Raw genomic sequence first — 26,363 nt, 5'->3', positions numbered from 1 at the left:
AAAAGCGCGAACCGCAACGGTTCGCGCTTTTTCATTGTCCCGCCGCGGCGGACGACGCGGGTCAGACCGCGCGCTTCATCCGCGTGATCGGCAGCACGCGCAGGCTCGATTCGATCGACGGGCACAGCGACTGCCCTTCGAAACGCGCGGCCAGGAAGTCGACGAACGAGCGCACTTTCGCGGAGACGTGACGACGGCTCGCGTACACCGCATAGATCGGCGCCTCGTGCGGCGGCACCGAATCGAGCAGCACCGGCACGAGCCGGCCCGCTTCGATGTCGTCGCCGACCACTTCGGTGCCGAGCAGCGCGATGCCCGCGCCGGCGAGCACGGCCGCGCGCAGCCCTTCGAGATGGTTCACGATCAGGTTGCCGTTCAGGCTCACGCGCGACGCGGCGGCCGCGTCGATCATCAGCGAATCGAGCATCGTCGAATTCGAATCGCGCCGCAGGTAGTTGTGGTTCGCGAGATCGGCGATCGTCTGCGGCGTGCCGCGCTTCTCGAGATAGTCGGGCGACGCGACCAGCAGGATGTGCGCGGTCGCGATCTGCCGCGCGACCAGCGACGACGATTTCAATCCGTTCGGCGCCGCGCGCACAGCGACGTCGTAGCCTTCCTCGATCAGGTCGACCACGCGATCGGACAGCGTCATGTCGACGGTCACGTCCGGGAAGCGGCCCGCGTAATCGGTGACGGCCTGCATCACGTGCCGCAGCCCGAACGCGGACAGCGACGTCACGCGCAGCCTGCCCTGCGGCACCACGCTCGCGGCGCCGACGGCCTGGCCGGCTTCGTCGAGTTCGGACAGCGCCTGCACGAGGCGCTCGTAGTATTCGCGTCCCGCCTCGGTCGGCGCGACGCGTCGTGTCGTGCGATGCAGCAGCCGCGCGCCGAGCTGCTGCTCGAGGTGCATCACGTGCTTGCTCGCCATCGCCGCCGACATCTGCATGCGCTCGGCCGCGCCGACGAAGCTGCCCACTTCGACGACGTAGCGAAACACATTCATGCTGACGAGGGTATCCATCGAACTAGCTCGCAATCCCGGGGGAATCAACCAATTACGAGATAGGGTAACAAAGGCGAGGAAACAGAAAGGTCAAGAAAGGCAAAACGGCGCCGCGGGTGGCGGCGCCGTTTCGGGCGGGAAAACATGCATCCGGCACGCGCGTTCGACGCGCGCGGCCGGCGCACCGATCGCGCGGGTGCGTCAGAACTTCGCGCGGATGCCGGCGCCGAACGTGTTGCCGGTCGACAGGCCGCTGATGTGGTCGTTCATGTACGCCGCGTAGACGTCGGTGCGCTTGGACAGCGGATAGTCGTAGCCGACGGCCCAGGTCTGGCGCGTCTGGTCGAGGCCGCCCGCGTCGCGCGAGTATGCATACGACGCCATCGCGTTGCCCACGCCGATCGGCACCGACACGCCGCCTTGCGCGGTGTTCACGTGCCAGCTGCCCGCGACCTGATCGTTCTTCGTATACATGTACTGGCCGAACAGCTTCACGAGCTTCAGGTCGTAGGTCGCGCCGACCAGCGCGATACCCTGGCTCTTCATGCCGGTCACGAGCGCGCTCAGATCCTGCGGGCCGTTGTTGAAGTTCACGTACTGATACATCGCGGTGGCCGCGAACGGGCCGTTCGCGTAGTTGAACTGCGCGCTCCACTTCTTCGAACGGTTGTCGCCGGCCTGGTTGCCGAGCGCGTACATCGCGCCGAAATTCAGGCCACCGAACGAAGGCGACGTATACCCCACCGCGTTGTTCCAGCCCGAATCGCCGACCGCGCCCTGGTCGCTCGGATAGGTCGGGAACGTGCCGAGGCCGAGGAACACGTGGTACACCATCGGCGAGAAGGTGTACGAGTCGTAGAACGGGTTGAACAGGATCGTCGACAGGAACAGGTGCGTCGTCAGGCGGCCTGCCGTCACCGTGCCGTACGGCGAGCTGATGCCGACGTACGCGTTGCGCGCGAAGAACGTGTCGCCCTGGAAGCGGCCGTACTGGCCGTTCTGCGCCCGGAAGAAGCTCTCCAGCGTGAAGATCGCCTTGTAGCCGCTGCCGAGGTCCTCGGCGCCGTGCAGGCCCCAGTACGAGGTCGACATCCCGCCGCCCGACACGTTCCACGCCCGATCGCCGCCCGGAAACTTGGTGGCGCCGACCCACTCGTCGACCTGGCCGTAGAGCGAGACGCTCGACTGCGCATGGACGGGTGCGGCGGCCGCCACGCAGGCGGCTGCGGCGATCAGCTTGACGGACGTGCGCGATGCACGGCGGGCGAATGCTTTCATGGGATCTCCAGGGTTTTGTCGAATAGTCGATGAGTGGTGCGAGCGTTGTTGTTTGGAGCCGAGTGCTTGCGTCGTGGGGCGCAGCCATCTTTACGGATCATTCGCCCGGCCAAAATTGCGCACACTTATTGCGGGTATAGCGCCAGCATTAACTTCGCGGAATGTGTCCATGGCCGGACGCACGCGGCGGCCCGGCGCGAACGCGGTCGCACGGGCGGGCGGCGGCGCGGCATGCGCGTACCGGGCGCGAAAGATAGCGCAATGCGGCGGGAAAATCAGCGGAAATCTGCGCGCGACTGTGGCGAATTCGCATCAGCCGGCAACGGGACGAGCGCCGCAGCGCTCAGTTTCGGTAGAACGAAGAAAAAGAAGGCGAGTGCGCGGACTCTTCCTGCGAGCGGGGCGGCGGCATCGGGCGGCCGCCGCGCTCCTCGTTGTAGCGGGCGACGTCGGCGCGGATCGAGCCGGCCCGCAGCGGGACGTTGCCGCCGCCCGGCGGGCGCGGCATCTGGCGGACTTCGGCGCTGATCGGCCGATACGGGCTTTGCGCGGCGTAATGGCCGTACGACGGCGTCGGGCGCAGCCCCCAGCGGGAACCGGACGCGCTCACGCCGCCGGGACGCACGCCGGCAGGCGCAGGCACGCGGCGCCAGACCGGGCCGCCGCTGGCGGTGCCGGCCGGCTGACCGTACGCACGCATGTCGCCGCCGCCGAAGCCGTGACCGCCGAACCCGTGGCCACCGTGGGGCGGCTGGGCCAGCGCGAGCGGCATCAGCAGCGCGCCGAGCACGCCTGCCGCCCATCGTCCGATCTTCCGTTTCACCCGTTCCGTCATCGTTCCGTGCCCATCGACGCCCGCCGTCGGCTCCTTTCGGCCGACCCAAGGCTTTCAGCAGTAATTTATGAGCGGGCGGAAAGTGTGTCGAGCCAAAAAGTGTTATGTCGCCGGCATCGGTGTAACACCATGTTACTGCTAGGTTTTTTCGCTTCGGCGCACGGTCGCGACAGCACATTGTTCTGCGGTTTCACGCGTGGCCGGGCAGGTGCGACGGCCGGCGCATCATGCGAACGATTCATCAATCGATTCGCACAATGAATTTGTGTAGTGAATCGCCAACCGCGACAATGACGCCATCCGCGCGCGCGACGCGCGCCTTCGCCATGTCCGAATCGAGTTCCCCGATGGCCCGTCCCCGTTTTCTTCCCGACAACTTCACGCTCGCGCTCGTGGGCACCGTCGTGCTCGCGAGCCTGCTCCCTTGCCGCGGCCCGGCCGCCCATGCGTTCAACTGGGCGACCAACGTCGCCGTCGGCCTGCTGTTTTTCCTGCACGGCGCAAAACTGTCGCGCGAAGCCGTCGTCGCGGGCGCGACGCACTGGCGGCTGCACGCGGTCGTGCTGCTCAGCACGTTCGCGCTGTTCCCGCTGCTCGGGCTCGCGCTGAAACCCGTGCTGCAGCCGCTCGTCACGCCGACGCTGTATGCGGGCGTGCTGTTCCTGTGCACGCTGCCGTCGACCGTCCAGTCGTCGATCGCATTCACGTCGATCGCGAAGGGCAACGTGCCGGCCGCCGTGTGCGCGGCATCGGCGTCGAGCCTGCTCGGGATCTTCGTCACGCCGGCGCTCGTCGGGCTGATGATCACGTCGCAATCGGCCGCGGCCGCGTCGCCGTGGAGCACCGTCGGCAGCATCGTGATGCAACTGCTCGTGCCGTTCATCGCCGGCCAGTTGCTGCGGCCCGTGATCGGCGGCTGGATCGACCGCAATCGCGGCGTGCTGCGCTTCGTGGACCAGGGTTCGATCCTGCTGGTCGTCTACGTCGCGTTCAGCGAGGCGGTCAACGAGGGGCTGTGGCACCAGATTCCGCCGCGCGCGCTCGGCGGCCTCGTCGTCGTCAACCTCGTGCTGCTCGCGATCGCGCTGCTGCTCACCGCGTTCGTCAGCAAGCGGCTCGGCTTCAACCGCGCCGACCAGATCACGATCATTTTCTGCGGATCGAAGAAGAGCCTCGCGGCCGGCGTGCCGATGGCGAAGGTGATCTTCTCGGCGAACGCGGTCGGCGCGATCGTGCTGCCGCTGATGCTGTTCCACCAGATCCAGCTGATGGCGTGCGCGGCGCTCGCGCAGCGCTGGGGCGCCCGCGACACGAGCGGCGAGGACGAGGGCGACGCGACGGCCGCGTCCGGCGCGCTGAGCACGAGCAAACGCTGACGCGTCCGGGGGGCGCGATGGCCGCTGCTGGCGGCCTCTCGCCTCTCGCCTCTCGCCTCTCGCCTCTCGCCTCTCGCCTCTCGCCTCTCGCCTCTCGCCTCTCGCCTCTCGCCTCTCGCCTCTCGCCTCTCGCCTCTCGCCTCTCGCCTCTCGCCTCTCGCCTCTCGCCTCTCGCCTCCCGCCTCCCGCCTCCCGCTTCCCGCTTCCCGCTTCCCGCTTCCCGCTTCCCGCTTCCCGCTTCCCGCTTCCCGCTTCCCGCTTCCCGCTTTCCGCTTTCCGCCCCCAGCTGGGCACGTTGCACCGGCAACGCCCATCGCGTCACGAAATCTTCATTCAATTCTCCGCGCGCGCTGCCGTTAAGCTGGGCGTCCCGTCGATTCGGCTGCCCTCGCCCATGCCCGCGCCCCACTCCGATCCCGCTGTCGCCCGCACCACGCGCCTGATCGCGGATCGCGCGCTCGCCGCCGTTTTCCAGCCGATCGTCGATCTCGGCTCGGGGACGGTCGTCGGTTACGAAGGGCTGATCCGCGGGCCACGGGGCACCGACCTCGAGCCGCCCGCCGCCCTGTTCGCGCAGGCCGCGCGCGAAGGCGAAACCATCGCGCTCGAACGGGCCGCCGCGCTCACCTGCCTCGACGCGTTCGCGGCGCTCGGCTGCGACGGCAAGCTGTTCCTCAATTTCAGCGCGGGCACGATCCTCACGCTCGCCGGCGAACGCGAGCGCGCACGCCAGTTCCTCGGCCGCGCGCGGATCGGCGCCGAACGCATCGTGATCGAGCTCACCGAACAGAACGCGATTCCCGATCTCGCGGACATCGGGCCGGCGGTCGCGTCGCTGCGCGACGCCGGCATCCAGTTCGCGCTCGACGACTACGGCACCGCGAACGCGAGCATGAACCTGTGGCTGCGCCTGCACCCGGACGTCGTGAAGATCGACCGCTTCTTCATCCACGACATCGCGCACGACCCGCTCAAGTTCGAGGCCGTGAAGGCGATGCAGCACTTCGCGCACGCGAGCGGCGCGAAGCTGATCGCGGAAGGCATCGAGAACGAATGCGACCTGATCGTCGTGCGCGACATGGGCATCTGCTGCGTGCAGGGCTTCCTGCTCGGCCGGCCGGACGCGCAGCCGTCGCGGGTGGTCGCGCCGGCCGCGCGCGACGCGATCCGCACGCCGCACATCGCGGTGTTTCCGGGCGTGACGCGCGCGGTGCGGCCGGCCGGCACGATCGCCGGGAAGATGCTCGTGCCCGCCCCGGCGCTGCCGCGCGACGCGACCAGCAACGACGTGCTCGACCTGTTCAACCGGATGCCCGACCTGCACGCGGTCGCGCTCGTCGAGCGCGGGCGGCCCGTCGCGCTCGTGAATCGCCGCGGCTTCATCGACCGTTTCGCGCTGCCGTATCACCGCGAGGTGTTCGGGAAGAAGCCGTGCCTGCAGTTCGCGAACGACGCGCCGCTGATGATCGACAACGCGACCACCTTCGAGCAACTCGCGATGCTGCTCGCGAGCCACGACCAGCGCTATCTCGCGGACGGCTTCGTGATCACCGAACACGGCCGCTATGTCGGGCTCGGCACCGGCGAGAGCCTCGTGCGCGCCGTGACCGAGATGCGCATCGAGGCCGCGCGCTACGCGAATCCGCTGACGTTCCTGCCCGGCAACATCCCGATCAGCGCGCACATCGACCGGCTGCTCCAGCGCGACGCCGGCTTTCACGCGTGCTACGTCGATCTGAACCAGTTCAAGCCGTTCAACGACCAGTACGGCTACTGGCAGGGCGACGAAGTGCTGAAGTTCGCCGCGACGGTGCTGGCCGGCGTGTGCGATCCGCAGCGCGACTTTCTCGGCCACGTCGGCGGCGACGATTTCCTCGTGCTGTTCCAGCGCGACGACTGGCGCGAGCGCGCCGCCGACGCGATCGCGCGCTTCAACGACGGTGCGCAGCTCTTCTACACGCAGGCCGACCGGCAGGCGGGCGGGCTGCGCGGCGAGGACCGCCACGGCAACCCGGCGTTCTTCGGCTTCGTGACGATGGCGATCGGCGCGGTCGGCGTGCCGGCCGGCGCGCACGGCGCGAAACGTTACGGCAGCGACGAGATCGCGTCGGTCGCGGCGCTCGCGAAGCGGCGGGCGAAGCAGCGGCCGGACGGGCTCGCGGTCGTCGACCTCGATGCCGGCCGCGCGGCGCTGCGCCATCGCGGCGAACCGCCGGCCGTCGCGATGGCGACGGGCTGAACGGCGGACGGGGGACGGTGGACGGTGGACGGGTGCGCACGGGTTGCGCACGGAAAACGCCCGCGCACCAGGCGACCCGCCCGATGCCCGTCCCGCGCAAGGCCGGGCTGTGGCGCCACGGCTTGCCGCCGTCGCATGCGACGGCCGCGGCACGCCGCACCGTCACGCCGGTCCGCGGCGCGCGCCCGCGCCCGCGGCCGCCGCTTTTTCCTGCGCTCGGGCTGCACCGCCCGACACCCGCCCACTCACCTTGCCTTTTTCTCGTTTTGTTTAGTATTTTTAGTAACGGCGTTTTCGCAGATTAGTGCCTAAACAGCCGTTATTCGCGGGTATTCCCCGGTTATCCGGCCCGAATTCCGCGATAATTTTTACTATACAATCGCTTCCACCCTAAACAAACCGGACCCCGAACGATGGGTACGACCATTCGCGATGTGGCGCGGGCGGCAGAGGTTTCGATCGGCACCGTGTCGCGCGCGCTGAAAAACCAGCCCGGCCTGTCCGAAGCCACGCGTGCGCGCATCGTCGAGATCGCGCGGCAGCTCGGCTACGATTCCGCGCAGTTGCGCCCGCGCATCCGCCGGCTCACCTTCCTGCTGCACCGCCAGCACAACCGCTTTCCCGCGAGCCCGTTCTTCTCGCACGTGCTGCACGGCGTCGAGGACGCCTGCCGCGAGCGCGGCATCGTGCCGACGCTGCTCACGGTCGGCCCGAACGACGACGTGCTGCGCCAGATGCGCCCGCACGCGCCCGACGCGATCGCGGTCGCCGGCTTCATCGAGCCCGAGACGATCGAGGCGCTCGCCGCGACCGGCCGCCCGCTCGTGCTGATCGACCTGTGGGCGCCCGGGTTGCGCTCGGTCAACATCGACAACGCGACGGGTGCGGCGCTCGCGATGCGCCACCTGCTCGCCACCGGCCGCTCGCGGATCGCCTTCATCGGCGGCTCGGCCGCGCACTACAGCATCGCGCAGCGCGCGATCGGCTATCGGCGCGCGTTCTTCGAAGCCGGGCGGTTGTTCGACCCCGCCTACGAAGTGACGATCGACGCGGGACTCGACCCCGACACGGGCGCCGCGCGTGCGATGGAGCAACTGCTCGACGCGCCCGGCCCGCGCCCGGAAGCCGTGTTCGCGTACAACGACGCGGCGGCGCTGGCCGCGCAGCGCGTGTGCCTCGCGCGCGGCCTGCGGATTCCGGACGACATCGCGATCGTCGGCTTCGACGACATCCCGGCCGCCGCGCACGCGAGCCCGCCGCTCACGACGCTCGCGGTCGACAAGGAAGCGCTCGGCCGCCGCGGCGTCGAACTGCTGCTCGCCGAAGCGCCCGAGCGCACCGAGATTTCCCTGCCCGTCGAGCTGATCGTGCGGGCCAGCAGCCAGCCCGCCGGCTCCCCGGCACTCGATCCCGCCACGGTCCAAGAATCATGAACATGCCCCCGGTCCAACCCCGCGCCGCCGCGCCGGTCAGCCACGCACAAGCGGCACCGTTCGTCGCGAGCTTCCGCGACCCGTCGTTCCTGCTGTCGCACGTCGAAGACACGCTGCGCTTCTACGCGGCCCACGCATTCGACCCGACGGGCGGCTTCCATCATTACTTCCGCGACGACGGCAGCGTCTACAACCGCACGTCGCGCCACCTCGTCAGCAGTTGCCGCTTCGTCTTCAACTACGCGATGGCGTACCGCCATTTCGGCGACCCGCGCCACCTCGACTACGCGCGCCACGGGCTGCGCTTCCTGCGCGACGCACACTGGGACGACGCGCTGCAAGGCTACGACTGGGAGCTCGACTGGCGCGACGGCGCGAAGCACGCGACGCTCGACGGCACGCGCCACTGCTACGGCCTCGCGTTCGTGCTGCTCGCGGCCGCCCACGCGACGATGGCCGGCATCGACGAAGCGCGCCCACTGATCGCCGCCACCTACGAACTCGCCGAGCACCGCTTCTGGGATGCGGCCGCGGGCCTGTATGCGGACGACGCGACGCCGAACTGGCACGTGTCGTCGTATCGCGGCCAGAACGCGAACATGCACATGACGGAAGCGCTGCTCGCCGCCTACGAGGCGACCGGCCATCTCACGTACCTCGATCGCGCGGAAAAGCTCGCCTCCCACATCACGCAACGCCAGGCCGCGCTGTCGGGCGGGCTCGTGTGGGAGCACTACCATGCGGACTGGTCGATCGACTGGGACTACAACAAGGAAGACAGCTCGAACATCTTCCGTCCGTGGGGCTTCCAGCCCGGGCATCAGACCGAATGGGCGAAGCTGCTGCTGATCCTCGAGCGGCACCGCCCGCTCGACTGGCTCGCGCCGCGCGCGGCCGAACTGTTCGACGCGGCGCTCACGCACGCGTGGGACGCCGATCACGGCGGCCTCTGCTACGGCTTCGGCCCCGACTTCACGATCTGCGACCACAACAAGTATTTCTGGGTGCAGGCGGAAACCTTCGCGGCGGCCGCGATGCTCGGCGCGCGCACCGGCAGCGAGCGCTTCTGGGACTGGTACGACGAGATCTGGCGCTACAGCTGGGCGCATTTCGTCGATCACCGCTACGGCGCGTGGTACCGGATCCTCACCTGCGACAACCGCAAGTACAGCGACGAGAAGAGCCCGGCCGGCAAGACCGACTATCACACGATGGGCGCATGCTACGACGTGCTCGCGACCCTCGCGCGCACGCAACGCAGCGAGCCGACGCAATGAGCGGCGGCACGTTTCCGGCTTTCGTGTCGGCGGGCGACATCCTGACCGACATGGTGCGCGCAGGCGACGCGCAGTGGACGTCGGTGCCGGGCGGCGCCGGCTGGAACGTCGCGCGCGCGGTCGCGCGGCTCGGCGTGCCGAGCGCGCTCGCCGGCGCGATCGGCGAGGACTGCTTCTCCGACGTGCTGTGGCGCGCGAGCGAAGCGGCCGGGCTCGACCTGCGCTTCCTGCAGCGCGTCGCGCGGCCGCCGCTGCTCGCGATCGTCCACGAGACGCGCCCGCCCGCGTACTTCTTCATCGGCGAAGCGAGCGCCGACCTCGCGTTCGATCCCGCCCGGCTGCCGGCCGGCTGGACCGATCACGTGAAATGGGCGCATTTCGGCTGCATCAGCCTCGTGCGCGAGCCGCTCGCGGGCACGCTGGCCGCGCTCGCGGCCGATCTGCACGCGCGCGGCGTGAAAATCAGCTTCGATCCGAACGTGCGCAACCTGATGACGGCCGCGTACCGGCCGACGCTGGAGAAGATGGCCGCGCTCGCCGACCTGATCAAGGTGTCCGACGAAGACCTGCGGCACCTGTTCGGCGGCGACGGCCCCGACGCGATCGCGGCGGTGCGCGCGCTGAACCCGCGGGCGGCCGTGCTCGTCACGCGCGGCGCGCAGGCGGCGACGCTCCATGCGGACGGCGACGTGCACGAGGCCAGCCCGCCGCGCGTCGAGGTGGCCGACACCGTCGGCGCGGGCGACGCGTCGATCGGCGGCCTGCTGTTCAGCCTGATGGCCGCGCCGCAGCGCGGCTGGCGCGAGCATCTCGCGTTCGCGCTGGCGGCCGGCGCCGCCGCGTGCCGGCACACGGGCGCGCATGCGCCGACGCTCGACGAGGTCGTGGCGCTGCTGGAACGGTGACGGGCAGGCGCGGCGCGGTGATCGGTCGCCGATAAGCGACGCTGTACATGCTGCGCCGCAGTGCTACGATGAAGTGTCCTATTGCGGGAGAGGCACGATGGACACGAACACGTTCACCAAAGGCATCTACACGGCCAAGGCGCATACGCACCGCGCCGACAACGGCCAGTTCCAGGGCTACGTGATCCTCGCGCGGGACGACGGCGACGAGACGGAGAACATGCGCTACGACGTCCACACGACGAGTTCGAGCGAGGAAGAAGCGTTCGAGGAAGCGAAGGCGCTCGCGCACCGGATCCTCGGCGAAATCGAACTGTGATGCGTGAACCGTAACGCGCGAACCGCACTGCGCGCCGTCACGCGCGCGCCGTCATCGATCGTCCCTCGTGCGCGCGCCGCGGCCCGGCCGCGACGCGCCGCCGCCTTCGGCTCAGAGCAGCCGCGCCACCATCGACACCAGCATCGTCAGCACCAGCGTCGACATGAACGGGAACGGATAGCGCCGCCCGCCGAGCGTCAGCGTGACGTCGCCCGGCATCCGCCCGACGCCGAGCTTGCCGAGCCACGGCCAGCAGCGCGTCAGGATCATCACCGCCACGAACGACGCCATCAGCCAGCGCAGCATCCGCCCCTCCGGTCAGAGCGCGTGCGAGCGGTCGCCGCGCGCGAACGCGTCGAGCGTGCCGTCGATCCCGCGCGAAAACGCGATCACCTTGAACAGCTCGCCCATCTCGGCCTCCGAGATCAGTTTCTGCACCGCGTTCGCGGCCGGCAGGAACGCGCGGATGTCGGACGGGTCGATCGCGGCCAGCGCGTCGGTGATGCCCGCGTTCAACAGGAAGCGCGCCTGCGACGTGTAGCCGAGCAGGTCGGCGCCGGTCGCGACGCCCGCATCGTAGATGCCGGTGAATTCGACGTGCGCGGTGATGTCCTGCAGGCCCGGGTACGCGAACGGGTCGTCGTGCGCGTGGTGGCGGTAGTGACACATCAGCGTGCCGCGGTCGCGCTGCGGGTGGTAGTACTCGTGCGCGGGAAACCCGTAGTCGACCAGCAGCACCGCGCCGCGCGCGAGCATCGTGCAGACGGTGCGCGTGAACGCGAGCGCCGCCTCGTGCGTTTCGGTCACGTAGCCGTCGTCGACGTCGAGCGTCGCGAGCACCGGCGGCAGGCCGGCTGCGCCGACCGGCCGGTCGTCGAACACGAACGCGTGCTGCGCGTCGAGCGCGACGCCGCGCTCGCGCCATGCGCCGTCCGCCTTCGCGAACAGCCGCACCGGCATCGCGTCGAGCACTTCGTTGCCGACCACGACGCCGTCGAACCGCTCGGGCAGCGCGTCGAGCCAGCGCACCTTCGCGGCCAGCGCCGGCACCGCGGCTTCGATCGTCTCGCGCTGCCGTTCGCGCAACTCGCCGGACAGGTCGACGATCAGGTATTCGTCGAGCTCGACGCCCGGCGCGTCGAGCGCCGCGAGCAGCCCGGCCGCGAGCTTGCCGGTGCCGGCGCCGAATTCCATCACGCGGCGCGTGCCGCTTGCCGCGAGCGCCTCGGCCACCGGTTGCGCGAGCGTCTGCGCGAACAGCGGCGACAGCTCGGGGGCGGTGACGAAGTCGCTGCCGTCGTCGGCGCGGCGCCCGAACTTGCGCGCGCCGCCGCTGTAATAGCCGAGCCCCGGCGCATACAGCGCTCGCTCCATGAAGCGGTCGAACGGCAGCCAGCCGCCGGCCGCCGCGATCTCGTCGCGCAGTTGCGCGGCAAGGGTTTCGGACTGCGCGAGCGCGTCGGGGCCGGGAGCAGGTAAACTAGCGGGTTCGTGAGCTTTCGGGTTCATCCCGGCATTGTAAATGACCGTTTCAGCCGATACGTCGACCCCACGCGTGGTGCTCGTCACGGGCGCCCTCGGCAGCACGGCCGACGCCGCGTCGATCGGCCGCGCGCTCGCGACGGGTTTCGCACGCCGCGGCTGGGACGTCGCGCTGCAGCGCAGCCACGGTGCGCCGCGCGCGGCCGCCGACGCGCTCGTCGCCGAAGTCGCGGCGCTCGGCCGCCGCGCGGCCGTGCTCGATGCCGATCCGGCCCTGGAAGCCGATGCCGCGGCCCTCGTCGCCGCATGCGGCGACGCGCTCGGCCGGCCCGCGTGCGCGGTGTTCGTCAGCGCCAGCGCAGGCGCCGACGACGCGCACACGGTCGACACCGCGTCGCTCGCCGCCGCGCTCGCGCGCAACGTGACGGCGCCGCTCGCGCTGGCCCGCGCGCTCGCCGATGCGACGCCCGACGCCGCGCGCGAGCACGAAGCGCTGCGCGCGTGCGCGATCCACGTACTGGATCAGGCCCTGTTTCACCCGGCACCGGCGCAGCTGTCGCACGCGCTGATGCAGGCCGCGTTGAACCGCGCGACGTCGGCGCTCGCGCTCGCGCTCGCGCCGAAGGTGCGGGTCGCGGCGCTCGTACGCGGCCACGCACCGCACGCGGACGACATCGCGGCGGCCGCCTGCTATCTCGCGAGCGCGCCCGGCGTGACGGGCGCGACGCTGACCGTCGACGGCGGCGAGCACCTGGTGCCGCCCGCCGCCGGCCCGAATGAATGAACCGCGCGGGCGCGGCGTGACCGCCGCCGCCCGCGCCGCTTTGCGTGCGCGCACGCCAATTTGACTGGGACGACCATGTTTTCCGCTCTCCTGCACCCCCGCCTCGCGGATTGCCGCAGGCTCTACCTGCGCGACTACGAGGTGCACATCAACATCGGGGCCTTCGAACACGAGAAGCGCGGCGAGCAGCGCGTCGTCATCAACGTCGACCTGTTCGTGCCGCTCGCGCAGTCGACGCCCGTCGACGACCGGCTGCATGAAGTCGTCGACTACGATCTGATGAAGCAGAGCGTCGCGCAGTGCCTCGCGCGCGGCCACATCCACCTGCAGGAAACGCTGTGCGATTCGATCGCCGCGCACCTGCTGGCGCACGACGCCGTGCGCGCGGTACGCGTCCGTACCGAGAAACCGGACGCCTATCCGGACTGCGACGCCGTCGGCGTCGAAGTCTTTCGCATCAAGGACGAGGAGCGCGCATGAACGCCCCCCACATGAACGACACGGCGGCCGACGCCGCCACGCTGGACGAAACCGCCGCCCCGGCCGGCCGCCAGGCGCTGACGCGCCGCGAGCAGAAGGAAGCGTACGAGAACAACAAGCTGTTCAAGCGGATCGTGCGCCAGGTCGGCCAGGCGATCGGCGACTACAACATGATCGAGCAGGGCGACAAGGTGATGGTGTGCCTGTCGGGCGGCAAGGACAGTTACGCGATGCTCGACGTGCTGCTGCGCCTGCGCGAGCGCGCGCCGATCGACTTCGACATCGTCGCGGTGAACCTCGACCAGAAGCAGCCGGGCTTCCCCGAGCACGTGCTGCCCGAATACCTGAAACAGGTCGGCGTGCCGTTCCACATCGAGAACCAGGACACCTACAGCATCGTCAAGCGGCTCGTGCCGGAAGGCAAGACGACCTGCTCGCTGTGCTCGCGGCTGCGTCGCGGCATCCTGTACCGGGTGGCCGGCGAGCTCGGCGCGACCAAGATCGCGCTCGGCCATCACCGCGACGACATCGTGCAGACGCTGCTGCTCAACATGTTCTACGGCGGCAAGCTGAAGGGGATGCCGCCGAAGCTGCAGTCGGACGACGGCAAGAACATCGTGATCCGCCCGCTCGCGTACGTGAAGGAAACCGATCTCGAGAAATACGCGGAGCTGCGCGAATTCCCGATCATCCCGTGCAACCTGTGCGGCAGCCAGCCGAACCTGAAGCGCGCGGAAATGAAGGCGCTGATCTGCGAATGGGACAAGCGCTTCCCGGGCCGCGTCGACAACATGTTCAACGCGCTCGCGAAGGTCGTGCCGTCGCACCTGATGGACACGACGCTGTACCCGTTCCAGTCGCTGCGCGCGACGGGCGAAGCCGACCCGCAAGGCGACATCGCGTTCGACGAGGAGCCGTGCGCGTCGGGCGAAGACTCGGCGGCGCCGGGCGCCGCGCAACCGATCTCGATCGTCCAGTTCGACGACCTGTAAGCAGGGCCCGAACACCCGCCGGAAGCGGGCGCCGAGCGCCCTTTCCGGCGTGGCGCGCCCGCCGCGGCAGGCCCGGAACAGCAGGGGCCGCATGCTAAAATGGACGGCTTCGAACTCCCTGACCAAGCGCGCGCCATGAATATCGTGATTTTGGCGGCAGGCACCGGCAAGCGCATGCGTTCCGCGCTGCCGAAAGTGCTTCACCCCCTGGCCGGCAGGCCGCTCCTCTCCCACGTCATCGACACCGCGCGCACGCTGCAGCCGTCCCGGCTCGTCGTCGTCGTCGGCCACGGCGCCGAGCAGGTCCAGGCCGCCGTCGCCGCACCCGACGTCCAGTTCGCGGTGCAGGCCGAGCAGCTCGGCACCGGCCATGCGGTCCGTCAGGCGCTGCCGCTGCTCGATCCCGCCCAGCCGACCCTCGTGCTGTACGGCGACGTGCCGCTCACGCGCGCGTCGACGCTGCGGCGCCTCGTCGATGCCGCGCGCGAGGGCCGCTACGGGATCCTGACCGTCACGCTCGACGATCCGACCGGCTACGGCCGCATCGTGCGCGACGCGTCCGGTTTCGTCACGCGCATCGTCGAGCAGAAGGATGCGTCGCCGGACGAGCTGAAGATCGCCGAGATCAACACCGGCATCATCGTCACGCCGACGGCCCAGCTGTCGATGTGGCTCGGCGCGCTGAAGAACGAAAACGCGCAGGGCGAGTACTACCTGACCGACGTCGTCGAACTCGCGATCGAGGCCGGTTTCGAGGTCGTCACGTCGCAGCCCGACGACGAATGGGAAACGCTCGGCGTGAACAGCAAGGCGCAGCTCGCGGAGCTCGAGCGCATTCACCAGCGTAACGTCGCCGATGCGCTGCTCGCCGACGGCGTCACGCTCGCCGATCCGGCGCGCGTCGACGTGCGCGGCACGCTGCGCTGCGGCCGCGACGTGTCGATCGACGTGAACTGCGTGTTCGAAGGCAACGTGACGCTCGCCGACAACGTCACCGTCGGCGCGAACTGCATGATCCGCAACGCGTCGATCGGCGCGGGCACGCGCATCGACGCGTTCACGCACATCGACGGCGCCGAGCTCGGCGCGCACACCGTGATCGGCCCGTACGCGCGGCTGCGCCCCGGCGCGCAGCTCGCGGACGAAGCGCACGTCGGCAACTTCGTCGAGGTGAAGAACGCGGTGATCGGCCACGGCTCGAAGGCGAATCACCTCACGTACATCGGCGACGCCGACATCGGCGCGCGCGTGAACATCGGCGCGGGCACGATCACCTGCAACTACGACGGCGCGAACAAGTTCCGCACCGTGATCGAGGACGACGTGTTCGTCGGCTCCGACACGCAGCTCGTCGCGCCCGTGCGCGTCGGCCGCGGCGTGACGATCGCCGCCGGCACGACGATCTGGAAGGACGTCGCCGAAGGCGTCCTCGCATTGAACGAGAAGACGCAGACCGCGAAGAGCGGCTACGTCCGCCCGGTCAAGAAGAAGAGCTGAACCTTTTGCGGGCGCCCGCGCGGCGCCCGCGTCGACTGACAGGATTGACCATACATGTGCGGCATTGTCGGCGCAGTTGCGCAACGTAATATCGTTCCGGTGCTGATCGAGGGATTGCGGCGCCTCGAATACCGCGGCTACGACTCGTGCGGCGTCGCCGTGCTCGAGCCGGGCGCACCGAAGCGCGCACGCAGCGTCGCGCGCGTCGCCGATCTCGACGCGCAGGTGCGCGAATCGCACCTCGAAGGCACGACCGGCGTCGCGCACACGCGCTGGGCCACGCACGGCGCGCCCGTCACGCACAACGCGCACCCGATCTTCTCGTCGAACGCGCTCGCGCTCGTGCACAACGGCATCATCGAGAACTTCGAGCCGCTGCGCGACGCGCTGCGCGCGAAGGGCTACGAATTCGTGTCGCAGACCGACACCGAAGTGATCGCGCACCTCGTGCACAGCCTGTACCGCGGCAACCTGTTCGACGCGGTGCGCGAAGCCGTGCACCAGTTGCACGGCGCGTATGCGATCGCCGTGATCCACAAGGACCAGCCGCACACCGTCGTCGGCGCGCGCCAGGGTTCGCCGCTCGTCGTCGGTCACGGCGACGGCGAGAACTTCCTCGCGTCCGATGCGCTCGCGCTCGCGGGCAGCACCGACCGCTTCACGTTCCTCGAGGAAGGCGACGTGTGCGAGCTGTCGCTCGACGGCGTGACGATCGTCGATCGCCACGGCGCCACCGTGCAGCGCGAGATCCGCGTCGTCAGCGCCTACGGCGGCGCGGTCGAGCTCGGGCCTTATCGCCACTTCATGCAGAAGGAAATCTTCGAGCAGCCGCGCGCGATCGGCGACACCGTGCCGCAAACGGAAGCCTTCGACGCGACGCTGTTCGGCGACGCCGCGCCCGCCGCGTTCGCGCAGATCGACAGCCTGCTGATCCTCGCGTGCGGCACGAGCTACTACTCGGGCCTCACCGCGAAGTACTGGCTCGAATCGATCGCGAAGATCCCGACCCAGGTCGAGATCGCGAGCGAATACCGCTACCGCGAGTCGGTGCCGAACCCGCGCCAGCTCGTGCTCGTGATCTCGCAGTCGGGCGAGACGGCCGACACGCTCGCGGCGCTCAAGCATGCGCAGTCGCTCGGCCACACGCATACGCTCGCCGTGTGCAACGTCGCGACGAGCGCGATGGTGCGCCTGACCGACATGCAGTTCCTGACGCACGCGGGCACCGAGATCGGCGTCGCGTCGACGAAGGCGTTCACGACGCAGCTCGTCGCGCTGTTCGTGCTGGCGGCGACGCTCGGCAAGCTGCGCGGGCACGTCGACGCCGCGCAGGAAGCGCAATTCCTGAAGGAGCTGCGCCACCTGCCGGCCGCGCTGAACAGCGTGCTCGCGCTCGAGCCGCAGATCATCGCGTGGTCGGAAGAATTCGCGCGCAAGGAAAACGCGCTGTTCCTCGGCCGCGGGCTGCACTACCCGATCGCGCTCGAAGGGGCGCTGAAGCTGAAGGAAATCTCGTACATCCACGCCGAGGCCTATCCGGCCGGCGAACTGAAGCACGGGCCGCTCGCGCTCGTCACGGAAGCGATGCCGGTCGTCACGGTCGCGCCGAACGACACGCTGCTCGAGAAGCTGAAGTCGAACATGCAGGAAGTGCGCGCGCGCGGCGGCGAGCTGTATGTGTTCGCCGATGCCGACACGCAGATCGTCAACGACGACGGCCTGCACGTGATCCGGATGCCGGAGCACTACGGGCAACTGTCGCCGATCCTGCACGTCGTGCCGCTGCAACTGCTCGCGTATCACACCGCGTGTGCGCGCGGCACCGACGTCGACAAGCCGCGCAACCTCGCGAAATCGGTGACGGTGGAGTAAGGCTGCCTGGCCGGACGGGCCGTCGCCGGTCCGTCCGGGCGTCGCATCGGCGTGCGGCAGGCCATCCGGCCAGGTCGAAATATGTACCACTTAGTGGCATATAATCCAGTGCCACGCCCGGCCGGCTCGACAGGCCTGCTTCCGTACGACGCGTCTTCATGTGGAGATTTGCAGTGGCTAAAACGCGATTCAAGCGCGACGCGACGGAGGCGGTCCACAGCGCCGCATCGGGGCTTTATCGCGCCAACCTGCTCGACAAGAAGACGATGCGCGAATACGACGATCTCTGCATCGAAGCCGCGCCGCAATTCGATCCGGAAGCGATCGCCCGCATCCGCAAGTCGGTCAACGTCAGCCAGAGCGTGTTCGCGCTCTACCTGAACACGACGACATCGACGATCCGCCAATGGGAACAGGGCGACAAGCGGCCGAGCGGCATCGCCGCGCGCATGCTCCAGATCGTCGAGAAACACGGGCTCGCGGTGTTCTCCTGAGCCGGCATTTCCCGAATGCACAGGGTCGGCCCCGGCAGGGCGCGCCGCAACGAATATGACGGAGAGACAATGGTAAGACTGTTTGGATGCGGATTGCTGGCGCTGACGTTCGCGTCGACGGGCTGGGCCGCCGAGCACTACGTCGAGGTCTGGAACCCGCCCGAGGCGCGGCAGCCCGCGGCTCGGGCGCCGGATGCCCGCACGCCGGCCGCCCGCCCGGGCGCCGACGCGCGCACCGGCAAGAGCGCGGAGAAGCACGCGAGCGCCACGCCGAAAGCCGCCGCGAAACCGCACAAGCGCCGCGTCGCGCAGGCCATGAAAGCCGGCTCGCACCGCCCGGCCGCCGCCGCGCCCGACACCCCGGCCGCCCCGCGTCCCGTTGCGCAACCCGCGCCCGGGCGTCTCACGGTGATGCAGCCCGCCGCGCCGGACACGAGGCGCGCGCTCACCTTCTCCGACATCCCGCGTCAATACACGCCGGACGGCAACGTGCTGCAGGTCGGCACGCAAGGCCGCTCCGCGAAGGTGACCCGATAATGGAAGCGCAGACCTACCGCGGCTACCAGATCTGGGGGCATGCGATCCTGCAGCAGGAGGAGATCATGCAGCCCGAGCGCTTCGCGGCGAGCGGCACGATCACGCAGAACAACCGGCTCGTCGAGGCGTCGGGCGTGCTCGGCGTGTTCGACACCGAGGACGAAGCACGCGATGCGGGGCTCGAATGGGCGCGCGCGTGGATCGACAACCACTGCTGACCGGCACCGGCGCATGCATCCCGAATGCAAGAAGGGGCGTCCATGACGCCCCTTCTTGCATTCGGACCCGGAAGCCCGGCAACACTCACGCCGCGGCGTGCGGCGGCCTCGCCGTCTGCCGCGGCCGGCCGACGAGCCGTGCGAGCACGACGATCGCCGCGAGCGTCGCGACGTACGCGGCGATCTGGATGCCCGCCGGACGCGCGGTATAGCCGATCAGCGTATGCAGCGCCTTGCCGACGAGGCTCGACTCCTTGAGCAGCCACGACGTGTCCCAGACCGCATCGCCCCACGACGGCACGAGGCCGGCGGCCAGCAGGAAGCCGACGCACTGGCTCGCCATGCCTGCGGCGAGCAGCACGATCAGCCCATTGGTGACGGAGAACAGGCGCTTCAACGGAATCTGCAGCAGGCCCGCATACATCGCGTAGCCGAGCCCGGCGCCGCCGAGCACGCCGAGCAGCCCGCCGGCGATCATCTGCGGCGTCTGGCCCGGATCGCCCGCCGCGATCCCGTACAGGAACAGCACGGCCTCGGACCCCTCGCGCAGCACCGCGACGCCGACCACGATCGCGAGCCCCGTCAGCGGCCGGCTGCCGGCCGCGACCGCCCGCCCGACCTCGCCCATGTGCAGCGCCATTTCGCGGCCGTGCCGGCTCATCCAGATGCAGTGCCACGCGAGCATCAGCGTCGCGACGAACATCACGCCCGCGTTGAAGACTTCCTGGCCCATGCCGGACGCCCATTGCGAGATCACGTCGGCGAACGCCGCGATCAGGCCGGCGCCGACCACGCCGCCGACCAGCCCGCCGCCCACCCACCAGCCGCGCCGCGGCACGCCCTTCGTGGCGGCCATCACGATCGAGACCACCAGCGCGGCCTCGAGCACTTCACGAAAGACGATCAGGGCAGTAGACAGCATGTCGGTATCGGCTTACTTGACGGTCAGGTGCGTCTTCGACTGCGCTTCGTGATACTCGTCGTGGAACTCGTAGGTCCCGGCCTTCAGCGGCCCGACCAGGATCTCGACCGACTTGCCGGCCGGCACGACCTTCTCCGCCTTGAAGTCGTCGCTTTCGAATTCCGCGGGCGTCGCATCGAGGTTCTTCACGACGAACTTCACCTTCTTGCCGGCGGGGATCGTCACGCCATCGGGCGAAAACTTGTGGTCCTTCAACGTCAGGTTGACGACGTCGTCGGCAGCGAAGGCGGACGCGGCCGAGGCGCCCAGCAGGGTCAGTGCGAAACCGATAGCGAAACGGGTCATGTGCGTAATGAACGGAAATATTGAAGGGAATCGATACTAAGATCGATTCGCATTTTCACCTCGGAGTACCCTCACTCCGCTCATGGGAATCGTGCGCCGTCGATTCCGCACGCGCTTTGTCGCGCAAGGCGCCGACGGATTTCGCCGATAATGTGCAGTCGTCAATCGGGAAAAATTCGGACTGACGGGCGCACGTAAATGACTATTCGTCAGACCTCAGCATTACAAATGGCCAATGCGATGCCATCATCGCATGCGACGCTTGACCTTCCCACCGTGGCAAGCTTCATGCTGAACGTACGCGTCAATCATTCACCGGAGAAAACACGATGGAATTCGAAGTCCAGGACATGACCTGCGGCGGCTGCGCCAACGCGATCACGCGTGCGGTGACGGCCGCCGACCCCGCCGCGAAGCTCGACATCGACGTCGCGGCGAAGATCGTCAAGGTCGACTCGGCGCAAGGCGCCGAGCGCGTACGGTCGATCATCGAAGCCGCCGGCTTCCATCCCGCACTGCGCAGCGCGTAACGCGCGCCGCAGGCCGCGGATGCAACTGCGGGCGCAGCGCCGGACGGCGACGCGCCCGCACCCGGCGGCCCGTCAACGCAGCCGGATCAGCGTCGACTTCAGTTCGGTGTACTTCTCGAGCGCATGCAGCGACTTGTCGCGGCCGTTGCCCGACTGCTTGTAGCCGCCGAACGGGAAATTCATGTCGCCGCCCTCGTCATAGCAGTTCACCCACACGGTGCCCGCACGCAGCCGGCGCGACACGTCGTGCGCGGTCGTCAGGTTCGACGTCCACACGGCCGCGGCCAGCCCGTATTCGGTATCGTTCGCGATCCTCACGGCTTCGTCGACGTCGTCGAACACGATCACCGACAACACCGGCCCGAAGATTTCCTCGCGCGCGATCTTCGCATCGGGCTTCACCTCGAACACCGTCGGCTCCACGTAGAAGCCGCCCGTTTCCGCGTTCACGCGCGCACCGCCGGTGACGAGCCGGCCTTCGCTGCGCCCCGCTTCGATATAACCGAGCACGCGTTCGAGCTGGATGCCGTCGACGATCGCGCCCATCGATACCGACGGATCGAGCGGATTGCCCGGCACGTACGCACGGGCGGCCGCGACGAGCTTCTCGATGAACGCGTCCTTGATGTCGCGATGCACGAGCAGCCGCGAGCCGGCCGTGCACATCTCGCCCATGTTGTAGAAGATCGCGCCGGCCGCCGTTTGCGCTGCGCGGTCGAGATCGGGGCAGTCGGGCAACACGATGTTCGGCGACTTGCCGCCGAGCTCGAGCCACGCGCGCTTCAGGTTCGACTGCGCCGCGTACTGCATGATCAGCTTGCCGACCGCCGTCGAGCCCGTGAACGCGATGCAGTCGACGTCGCGATGCAGCGCGAGCAGCTTGCCCGGTTCGCCCGCACCCGGCACGACGTTGAACACGCCGGCCGGAATGCCGGCCTCGAAGGCGAGCTGCGCGACGCGGATCGCGGTCAGCGGCGATTTCTCGGACGGCTTCAGCACGACGCTGTTGCCGGCCGCGAGCGCGGGACCGAATTTCCATGCGGCCATCAGGATCGGGAAGTTCCACGGCACGACGGCGGCCACCACGCCGACCGGCTCGCGCGTGACGAGGCCGACGAGATGATGATCGGCCGGCGCGACTTCGCCGCCGACCTTGTCGATCGCCTCGGCGAACCATTCGACGCAGTATGCGGCGCCGGGCACGTCGACCGTCGTCGTGTCGCCGATCGGCTTGCCCGCGTCGAGCGTTTCGAGCAGCGACAGCTCGTCGAGATGCTCGCGCATCAGCGCGGCCCAGCGCAGCAGCACGGCCTTGCGCGCACGCGGGTTCAGGCCGGCCCACACCCCTGCGTCGAACGCGCGGCGGGCCGCCGCGACGGCGGCGTTCACGTCCGCTTCGCCGCAGTCGGCGACCTTCGCCAGCACGCGGCCGTCGATCGGGCTCACGCAGTCGAAGGTCCTGCCGCCATGCGCGTCGCGCGACGCGCCATCGATGAATGCGCGCCCATCGATCTCGAGCGACGCCGCCTTGTGTTGCCAGTCAGCCAAAGTCAACTTGTTCATCAGGATGCCTCAATGGTTTGGCATTCGCGATGCGGCGCGCCGCGCGCCTGGCGCGCAGCCGGCCGGCGGCGAATGCGGTGACGCGCGGTCAGAAGGTCGCCGGCGAATTGGCCGACACGACCTCGCAGAGCAGTTCCGCGCTGGGATTGCGAAAACGGTGCGGCAAACGGCTTTCGAAGTAGTAGCCGTCTCCGGGGTCGAGCAGCCACGTCGCGCCGTCGACGGTCAGCTCGAGCCGGCCCGACACGACGACGCCGCCCTCGTGCCCCGCATGCACCAGCATCTCGGGCCCCGTGTCGGCCAGCGGCTGGTAGATCTCGCGCAGAATGCACATGTTGCGATCCTTCACGTTCGCGCCGACCAGTTGAAACGCGAGCGACTCGTTGCCGAGGTTCGGCATCTCGTCGCGACGCGACACGACCGCGCGCGACTCGACGAGCTCGAACGTAAAGAACTCCGCGAGACTCATCGGAATGCATTCGAGCAGTTTCTTCAGCGACCCGACCGACGGGCTCACGCGCCCCTGTTCGATCAGCGAGATCGTGCCGTTGGTGACGCCGGCGCGTTTCGCGAGTTCGCGCTGCGACAGGCCATGCTTGTTGCGCACGAAACGCAGGCGCTCGGCGACTTCGGTGGACATCGATTCGGTTTCGGACACGATAAGTGCGATGACAAAGTGAAACGACGCATGGGACAGCCGTTGAATATTCTAATCACTTTATGCCGCACATCAGCGGGGAAAACCCTGAAAGGCGTTCGAAATAATGAACGACGCGTCGACCATTCCTTTTGCGAATCTTTTGTTCGCACTGCTCGGGAAAGCCCTGATGCAGGACCATTAAAAAACATTTGACGCCGTTATTGGCTCGTATATGCTGGCTCTCAGGTCAGCGTCATCAGGCTTTCACAGGCGTCGAAAAGCGTTATCGCAATGCAACAATCGATGCCCGTAACATAAATGACGCAGGACCGGCGCCTCGATTATTTTAAACGCCCCGCGCGTCGAAACGATCAGGTGTTCAATACTTTCAACAAACCAGTCGAGTGTAATCGTGAGAGTCCGTGGCCCTCTGGTGAGGTGGGATCGAGGCGATGTGCGAAGTTTGCGCAGCGCCGTTCCCGCTTCCGACGGCAGTTGCGGCTGGCATAGTCCTCGCCTGCTTCACCTGTCGATCTACACCATCCTGTCCCGTCGTTCCGTTCGGCGCCACAACGCCGTTTCCGCACGCGCATTCGTTGCCGTCGATACCGACGAAGTGGCGTCGCTGCTGCCGTAGCGCCTCTCCTTTCTTCACGTCGTTCGTTTCGTTCGTCGATTCGCCAACCGCATCGTCCGTGCGGTGACGGAACGCGTTCGCGCATTCGTTGCGGCGTCGCGTATCGCGATGAAACGAACGACGGCCTGACCGTCGCGCGCAGCGCGGATCGCCACGCCATCCCGTTGCGCCCATTCACCAGCGGCCCTGCGCTCGACGCCGGGCTGCGGGGTCGTGTCGCGCCCGCGTTTTGCCGCATTCGGGCCGACGCGCGTCACGTCCCTACGGATTACTGATTGACGTCATGGAAAGGAAACCTCTCGTCGGCATCACCGCCGACCTCACCCAGATCGGCGCGCACGCGTCGCATACGGTCGGCGACAAATACGTGGCCGCGATCGTCGACGGCGCGCATGCGCTCGCGATGGTGCTGCCGGCGCTCGGCGAACGGCAGTCGACCGCCGACGTGCTCGACGCCGTGGACGGGCTGCTGTTTACCGGCAGTTACTCGAACGTCGAGCCGCATCGGTACGGCGGCGAGCCGAGCGAGCCCGGCACCAAGCACGACCCCGCCCGCGACGCGACGACGCTGCCGCTCTTGCGCGCGGCCATCGTCGCGGGCGTGCCCGTGCTCGCCGTATGCCGCGGCTTCCAGGAGCTGAACGTCGTGTGCGGCGGCACGCTGCACCAGCGCGTGCATGAAGTGCCCGGCTTCGCCGATCACCGCGAGGACGACGACGCGCCGATGGATACGCAATACGGCCCCGCGCACGTCGTGCGCCTGACGCCCGGCGGCCAGCTGCATGCGCTCGCCGGCGGCCGCGACGAAGTGCACGTGAACTCGCTGCACAAGCAGGGCGTCGCGCAGCTCGGCTCGGGCCTCGCCGTCGAGGCCGTCGCGCCGGATGGCCTGATCGAGGCCGTGAGCGTCGTCGACGCACCGGCGTTCGCGCTGGCCGTGCAGTGGCATCCGGAATGGCGACACGCGCAGGACCCGCTGTCGAGCGCGATCTTTCGCGCGTTCGGCGATGCGTGCCGCGCCCGCCGCGCCGAACGCACGTGCGCCATGGCCGCCGCCGCGCTCGCCTGAGCGCGCCAACCAGACAACGAGAACAGACATGCAAGACATCGAAGGCTTTCTGAAGCAGCACCGGATCACCGAGATCGAAGCGATCATTCCCGACATGGCCGGCATCGCGCGCGGCAAGATCACGCCGCGCAACAAGTTCACGTCCGGCGAGTCGATGCGGCTGCCGCAGGCCGTGATGGTGCAGACCGTCACCGGCGACTATCCGGAAGACGGCTCGCTCACCGGCGTGACCGACCCCGACATGGTGTGCGTGCCCGACACGTCGACCATCCGCCTGATCCCGTGGGCCGTCGACCCGACCGCGCAGGTGATCCACGACTGCGTGCATTTCGACGGCTCGCCGGTCGAGATCTCGCCGCGCTACGTGCTGCGCCGCGTGCTCGACCTGTACAAGGCGAAGGGCTGGAAACCGGTCGTCGCGCCCGAGCTCGAGTTCTATCTGGTCGACATGAACAAGGACCCGGACCTGCCGCTGCGTCCGCCGGTCGGCCGCACGGGCCGCCCCGAAACGGGCCGCCAGTCGTATTCGATCGAGGCCGTCAACGAATTCGATCCGCTGTTCGAGGACATCTACGAGTACTGCGAATCGCAGAACCTCGACATCGACACGCTGATCCACGAAGTCGGCGCCGCGCAGATGGAGATCAACTTCATGCACGGCGACGCGCTGTCGCTGGCCGACCAGGTGTTCCTGTTCAAGCGCACGGTGCGCGAGGCCGCGCTGCGTCACAACATGTACGCGACGTTCATGGCCAAGCCGATGGAAGACGAACCGGGCTCGGCGATGCACGTGCACCAGAGCATCGTCGACGAGGAAACGGGCCAGAACCTGTTCACGTCGCAGGAAACCGGCGGCGCGACGTCGATGTTCTACAACTATCTCGCGGGGCTGCAGAAGTACACGCCGGCGCTGATGCCGATCTTCGCGCCGTACATCAACTCGTATCGCCGCCTGTCGCGCTTCATGGCCGCGCCGATCAACGTGCAGTGGGGTTACGACAACCGCACGGTGGGGTTCCGCATCCCGCATTCGGGCCCGGCCGCACGCCGCATCGAAAACCGCATCCCGGGCGTCGACTGCAACCCGTACCTCGCGCTCGCGGCGACGCTCGCGGCCGGCTATCTCGGCATGACGCAGCGCCTGGAGCCGACCGAGCCGCTCGTCAGCGACGGCTACAGCCTGCCGTACCAGTTGCCGCGCAACCTCGAGGAAGGACTGACGCTGATGGCCGCGTGCGAGCCGCTCGGCGAGATCCTCGGGCACAAGTTCCTGAAGGCGTATTTCGCGCTGAAGGAAACCGAATACGAAGCGTTCTTCCGCGTGATCAGCTCGTGGGAACGCCGCCATCTGCTGCTGCACGTGTAAGCGTGCCAACCGCATACGGAATCACGGAGGAAACATGACTTACCGCAACGAATCGGCCTGGATCCAGCCGGCCGCGCCGACCGCCACGGCCGCCGCGCCGCGCGCGACGCAGGCCCGCTCGACCGCCGAATACCGCGCGCTCGACGCCGCGCACCACATCCACCCGTTCTCGGACATGGGCGCGCTCAACCGCGCGGGCAGCCGCGTGATCGTCAAGGCCGACGGCGTCTACCTGTGGGACTCGGACGGCAACAAGGTGATCGACGG

General features: G+C 68.5%; 27 protein-coding genes and 1 pseudogene. 19 read left to right on the top strand and 9 right to left on the bottom strand.

Going from position 1 to position 26,363, the window contains the following annotated elements; translation table 11 throughout:
• Positions 1–61: 61 nt before the first annotated feature.
• The 3 genes from WS96_RS29120 to WS96_RS29110 form a co-directional block, all read right to left on the bottom strand.
• The gene (locus WS96_RS29120) at positions 62–1,024 is read right to left on the bottom strand and encodes a LysR family transcriptional regulator (protein ID WP_059506450.1); all 963 of its coding nucleotides are present in this window, start codon (positions 1,022–1,024) and stop codon (positions 62–64) included.
• 183 nt (positions 1,025–1,207) lie between these two features.
• Positions 1,208–2,284 (bottom strand): porin, encoded by a 1,077-nt coding sequence (locus WS96_RS29115; RefSeq protein WP_034208557.1) that lies wholly within the window; start codon positions 2,282–2,284, stop codon positions 1,208–1,210.
• Positions 2,285–2,627: 343 nt separating this feature from the next.
• Positions 2,628–3,119 carry a hypothetical protein gene (locus WS96_RS29110; RefSeq protein WP_059837266.1) on the bottom strand — a complete coding sequence of 164 codons (492 nt, stop codon included), beginning with the start codon at positions 3,117–3,119 and terminating at the stop codon, positions 2,628–2,630.
• A 347-nt stretch (positions 3,120–3,466) separates the two neighbouring features.
• Here WS96_RS29110 and WS96_RS29105 point away from each other — a divergent pair, with 347 nt between their 5' ends.
• The 6 genes from WS96_RS29105 (at position 3,467) to WS96_RS29080 (ending at position 10,668) form a co-directional block, all read left to right on the top strand.
• Complete coding sequence (locus tag WS96_RS29105; RefSeq protein WP_059837346.1) at positions 3,467–4,495, top strand: bile acid:sodium symporter family protein; 1,029 nt, start codon at positions 3,467–3,469, stop codon at positions 4,493–4,495.
• 394 nt (positions 4,496–4,889) lie between these two features.
• Complete coding sequence (locus WS96_RS29100) at positions 4,890–6,734, top strand: EAL domain-containing protein (RefSeq protein ID WP_059837264.1); 1,845 nt, start codon at positions 4,890–4,892, stop codon at positions 6,732–6,734.
• 413 nt (positions 6,735–7,147) lie between these two features.
• Positions 7,148–8,167, top strand: coding sequence for a LacI family DNA-binding transcriptional regulator (locus WS96_RS29095; protein ID WP_059782423.1), 1,020 nt, complete (start codon positions 7,148–7,150; stop codon positions 8,165–8,167).
• Positions 8,164–9,444 (top strand): AGE family epimerase/isomerase, encoded by a 1,281-nt coding sequence (locus tag WS96_RS29090; protein WP_059837263.1) that lies wholly within the window; start codon positions 8,164–8,166, stop codon positions 9,442–9,444. Before WS96_RS29095 ends, WS96_RS29090 begins: the two co-directional genes overlap by 4 nt.
• Positions 9,441–10,349, top strand: a complete 909-nt coding sequence (locus WS96_RS29085) for a carbohydrate kinase family protein (RefSeq protein WP_059821993.1) — start codon at positions 9,441–9,443, stop codon at positions 10,347–10,349. The genes WS96_RS29090 and WS96_RS29085 overlap by 4 nt, the downstream gene beginning before the upstream one ends.
• 97 nt (positions 10,350–10,446) lie before the next feature.
• Positions 10,447–10,668 (top strand): hypothetical protein, encoded by a 222-nt coding sequence (locus WS96_RS29080; RefSeq protein ID WP_034208564.1) that lies wholly within the window; start codon positions 10,447–10,449, stop codon positions 10,666–10,668.
• Between the two features lie 111 nt (positions 10,669–10,779).
• Here WS96_RS29080 and WS96_RS29075 read toward each other — a convergent pair whose 3' ends face one another.
• Complete coding sequence (locus WS96_RS29075; RefSeq protein ID WP_059782428.1) at positions 10,780–10,974, bottom strand: DUF2905 domain-containing protein; 195 nt, start codon at positions 10,972–10,974, stop codon at positions 10,780–10,782.
• 12 nt (positions 10,975–10,986) lie between these two features.
• On the bottom strand, positions 10,987–12,177 hold the full coding sequence (locus tag WS96_RS29070) for a class I SAM-dependent methyltransferase (protein ID WP_059837261.1): 1,191 nt from the start codon (positions 12,175–12,177) through the stop codon (positions 10,987–10,989).
• 13 nt (positions 12,178–12,190) lie between these two features.
• Here WS96_RS29070 and WS96_RS29065 point away from each other — a divergent pair, with 13 nt between their 5' ends.
• The 8 genes from WS96_RS29065 (at position 12,191) to WS96_RS29030 (ending at position 19,024) form a co-directional block, all read left to right on the top strand.
• On the top strand, positions 12,191–12,934 hold the full coding sequence (locus WS96_RS29065; RefSeq protein WP_059837259.1) for an SDR family oxidoreductase: 744 nt from the start codon (positions 12,191–12,193) through the stop codon (positions 12,932–12,934).
• Positions 12,935–13,009: 75 nt separating this feature from the next.
• Complete coding sequence (locus WS96_RS29060) at positions 13,010–13,414, top strand: dihydroneopterin aldolase (protein ID WP_027785625.1); 405 nt, start codon at positions 13,010–13,012, stop codon at positions 13,412–13,414.
• On the top strand, positions 13,411–14,406 hold the full coding sequence (gene ttcA, locus WS96_RS29055) for a tRNA 2-thiocytidine(32) synthetase TtcA (protein ID WP_059837257.1): 996 nt from the start codon (positions 13,411–13,413) through the stop codon (positions 14,404–14,406). The genes WS96_RS29060 and ttcA overlap by 4 nt, the downstream gene beginning before the upstream one ends.
• A gap of 135 nt (positions 14,407–14,541) precedes the next feature.
• Entirely contained in the window at positions 14,542–15,903 is a 1,362-nt protein-coding gene (gene glmU, locus WS96_RS29050) for a bifunctional UDP-N-acetylglucosamine diphosphorylase/glucosamine-1-phosphate N-acetyltransferase GlmU (RefSeq protein ID WP_059837255.1), read from the top strand.
• 54 nt (positions 15,904–15,957) lie between these two features.
• The gene (gene glmS / locus WS96_RS29045; protein ID WP_059837253.1) at positions 15,958–17,775 is read left to right on the top strand and encodes a glutamine--fructose-6-phosphate transaminase (isomerizing); all 1,818 of its coding nucleotides are present in this window, start codon (positions 15,958–15,960) and stop codon (positions 17,773–17,775) included.
• Between the two features lie 173 nt (positions 17,776–17,948).
• On the top strand, positions 17,949–18,269 hold the full coding sequence (locus WS96_RS29040) for a helix-turn-helix domain-containing protein (protein WP_059837251.1): 321 nt from the start codon (positions 17,949–17,951) through the stop codon (positions 18,267–18,269).
• 69 nt (positions 18,270–18,338) lie between these two features.
• Positions 18,339–18,806 (top strand): hypothetical protein, encoded by a 468-nt coding sequence (locus WS96_RS29035; RefSeq protein WP_059837249.1) that lies wholly within the window; start codon positions 18,339–18,341, stop codon positions 18,804–18,806.
• Positions 18,806–19,024: a hypothetical protein gene (locus WS96_RS29030; RefSeq protein ID WP_059837248.1), complete on the top strand. Its 219-nt coding sequence runs from the start codon at positions 18,806–18,808 to the stop codon at positions 19,022–19,024. Before WS96_RS29035 ends, WS96_RS29030 begins: the two co-directional genes overlap by 1 nt.
• Before the next feature lie 85 nt (positions 19,025–19,109).
• Here WS96_RS29030 and WS96_RS29025 read toward each other — a convergent pair whose 3' ends face one another.
• Positions 19,110–19,946 carry an FTR1 family iron permease gene (locus WS96_RS29025; protein ID WP_059837246.1) on the bottom strand — a complete coding sequence of 279 codons (837 nt, stop codon included), beginning with the start codon at positions 19,944–19,946 and terminating at the stop codon, positions 19,110–19,112.
• Between the two features lie 12 nt (positions 19,947–19,958).
• Positions 19,959–20,291 (bottom strand): cupredoxin domain-containing protein, encoded by a 333-nt coding sequence (locus WS96_RS29020; protein ID WP_059837244.1) that lies wholly within the window; start codon positions 20,289–20,291, stop codon positions 19,959–19,961.
• 329 nt (positions 20,292–20,620) lie between these two features.
• Between WS96_RS29020 and WS96_RS29015 the strand changes: the two genes are divergently transcribed.
• Positions 20,621–20,821, top strand: coding sequence for a heavy-metal-associated domain-containing protein (locus tag WS96_RS29015; RefSeq protein WP_034208574.1), 201 nt, complete (start codon positions 20,621–20,623; stop codon positions 20,819–20,821).
• A gap of 72 nt (positions 20,822–20,893) precedes the next feature.
• Here the strand turns inward: WS96_RS29015 and WS96_RS29010 are convergent, their stop codons facing one another.
• Together WS96_RS29010 and WS96_RS29005 are read right to left on the bottom strand one after the other, a co-directional pair.
• On the bottom strand, positions 20,894–22,384 hold the full coding sequence (locus tag WS96_RS29010) for an aldehyde dehydrogenase (protein WP_059837241.1): 1,491 nt from the start codon (positions 22,382–22,384) through the stop codon (positions 20,894–20,896).
• An 88-nt stretch (positions 22,385–22,472) separates the two neighbouring features.
• A complete protein-coding gene (locus WS96_RS29005; RefSeq protein ID WP_034208777.1) occupies positions 22,473–23,024 on the bottom strand; it encodes a cupin domain-containing protein in 552 nt (183 codons plus the stop codon).
• 454 nt (positions 23,025–23,478) lie between these two features.
• Between WS96_RS29005 and WS96_RS34670 the strand changes: the two genes are divergently transcribed.
• From WS96_RS34670 to WS96_RS28990, 4 genes and pseudogenes are all read left to right on the top strand, one after another.
• The gene (locus WS96_RS34670) at positions 23,479–23,661 is read left to right on the top strand and encodes a hypothetical protein (RefSeq protein WP_006488040.1); all 183 of its coding nucleotides are present in this window, start codon (positions 23,479–23,481) and stop codon (positions 23,659–23,661) included.
• A gap of 283 nt (positions 23,662–23,944) precedes the next feature.
• A complete protein-coding gene (locus WS96_RS29000) occupies positions 23,945–24,730 on the top strand; it encodes a gamma-glutamyl-gamma-aminobutyrate hydrolase family protein (protein ID WP_059837239.1) in 786 nt (261 codons plus the stop codon).
• A 28-nt stretch (positions 24,731–24,758) separates the two neighbouring features.
• A complete protein-coding gene (locus tag WS96_RS28995; RefSeq protein WP_059837344.1) occupies positions 24,759–26,096 on the top strand; it encodes a glutamine synthetase family protein in 1,338 nt (445 codons plus the stop codon).
• 34 nt (positions 26,097–26,130) lie between these two features.
• A pseudogene (locus WS96_RS28990) lies at positions 26,131–26,363 on the top strand (aspartate aminotransferase family protein); the annotation flags it as partial.

The organism is Burkholderia sp. MSMB1835 (genome assembly GCF_001526365.1).
Lineage (GTDB): Bacteria > Pseudomonadota > Gammaproteobacteria > Burkholderiales > Burkholderiaceae > Burkholderia.
This window is presented reverse-complemented; position numbering and strand designations above follow the sequence as displayed.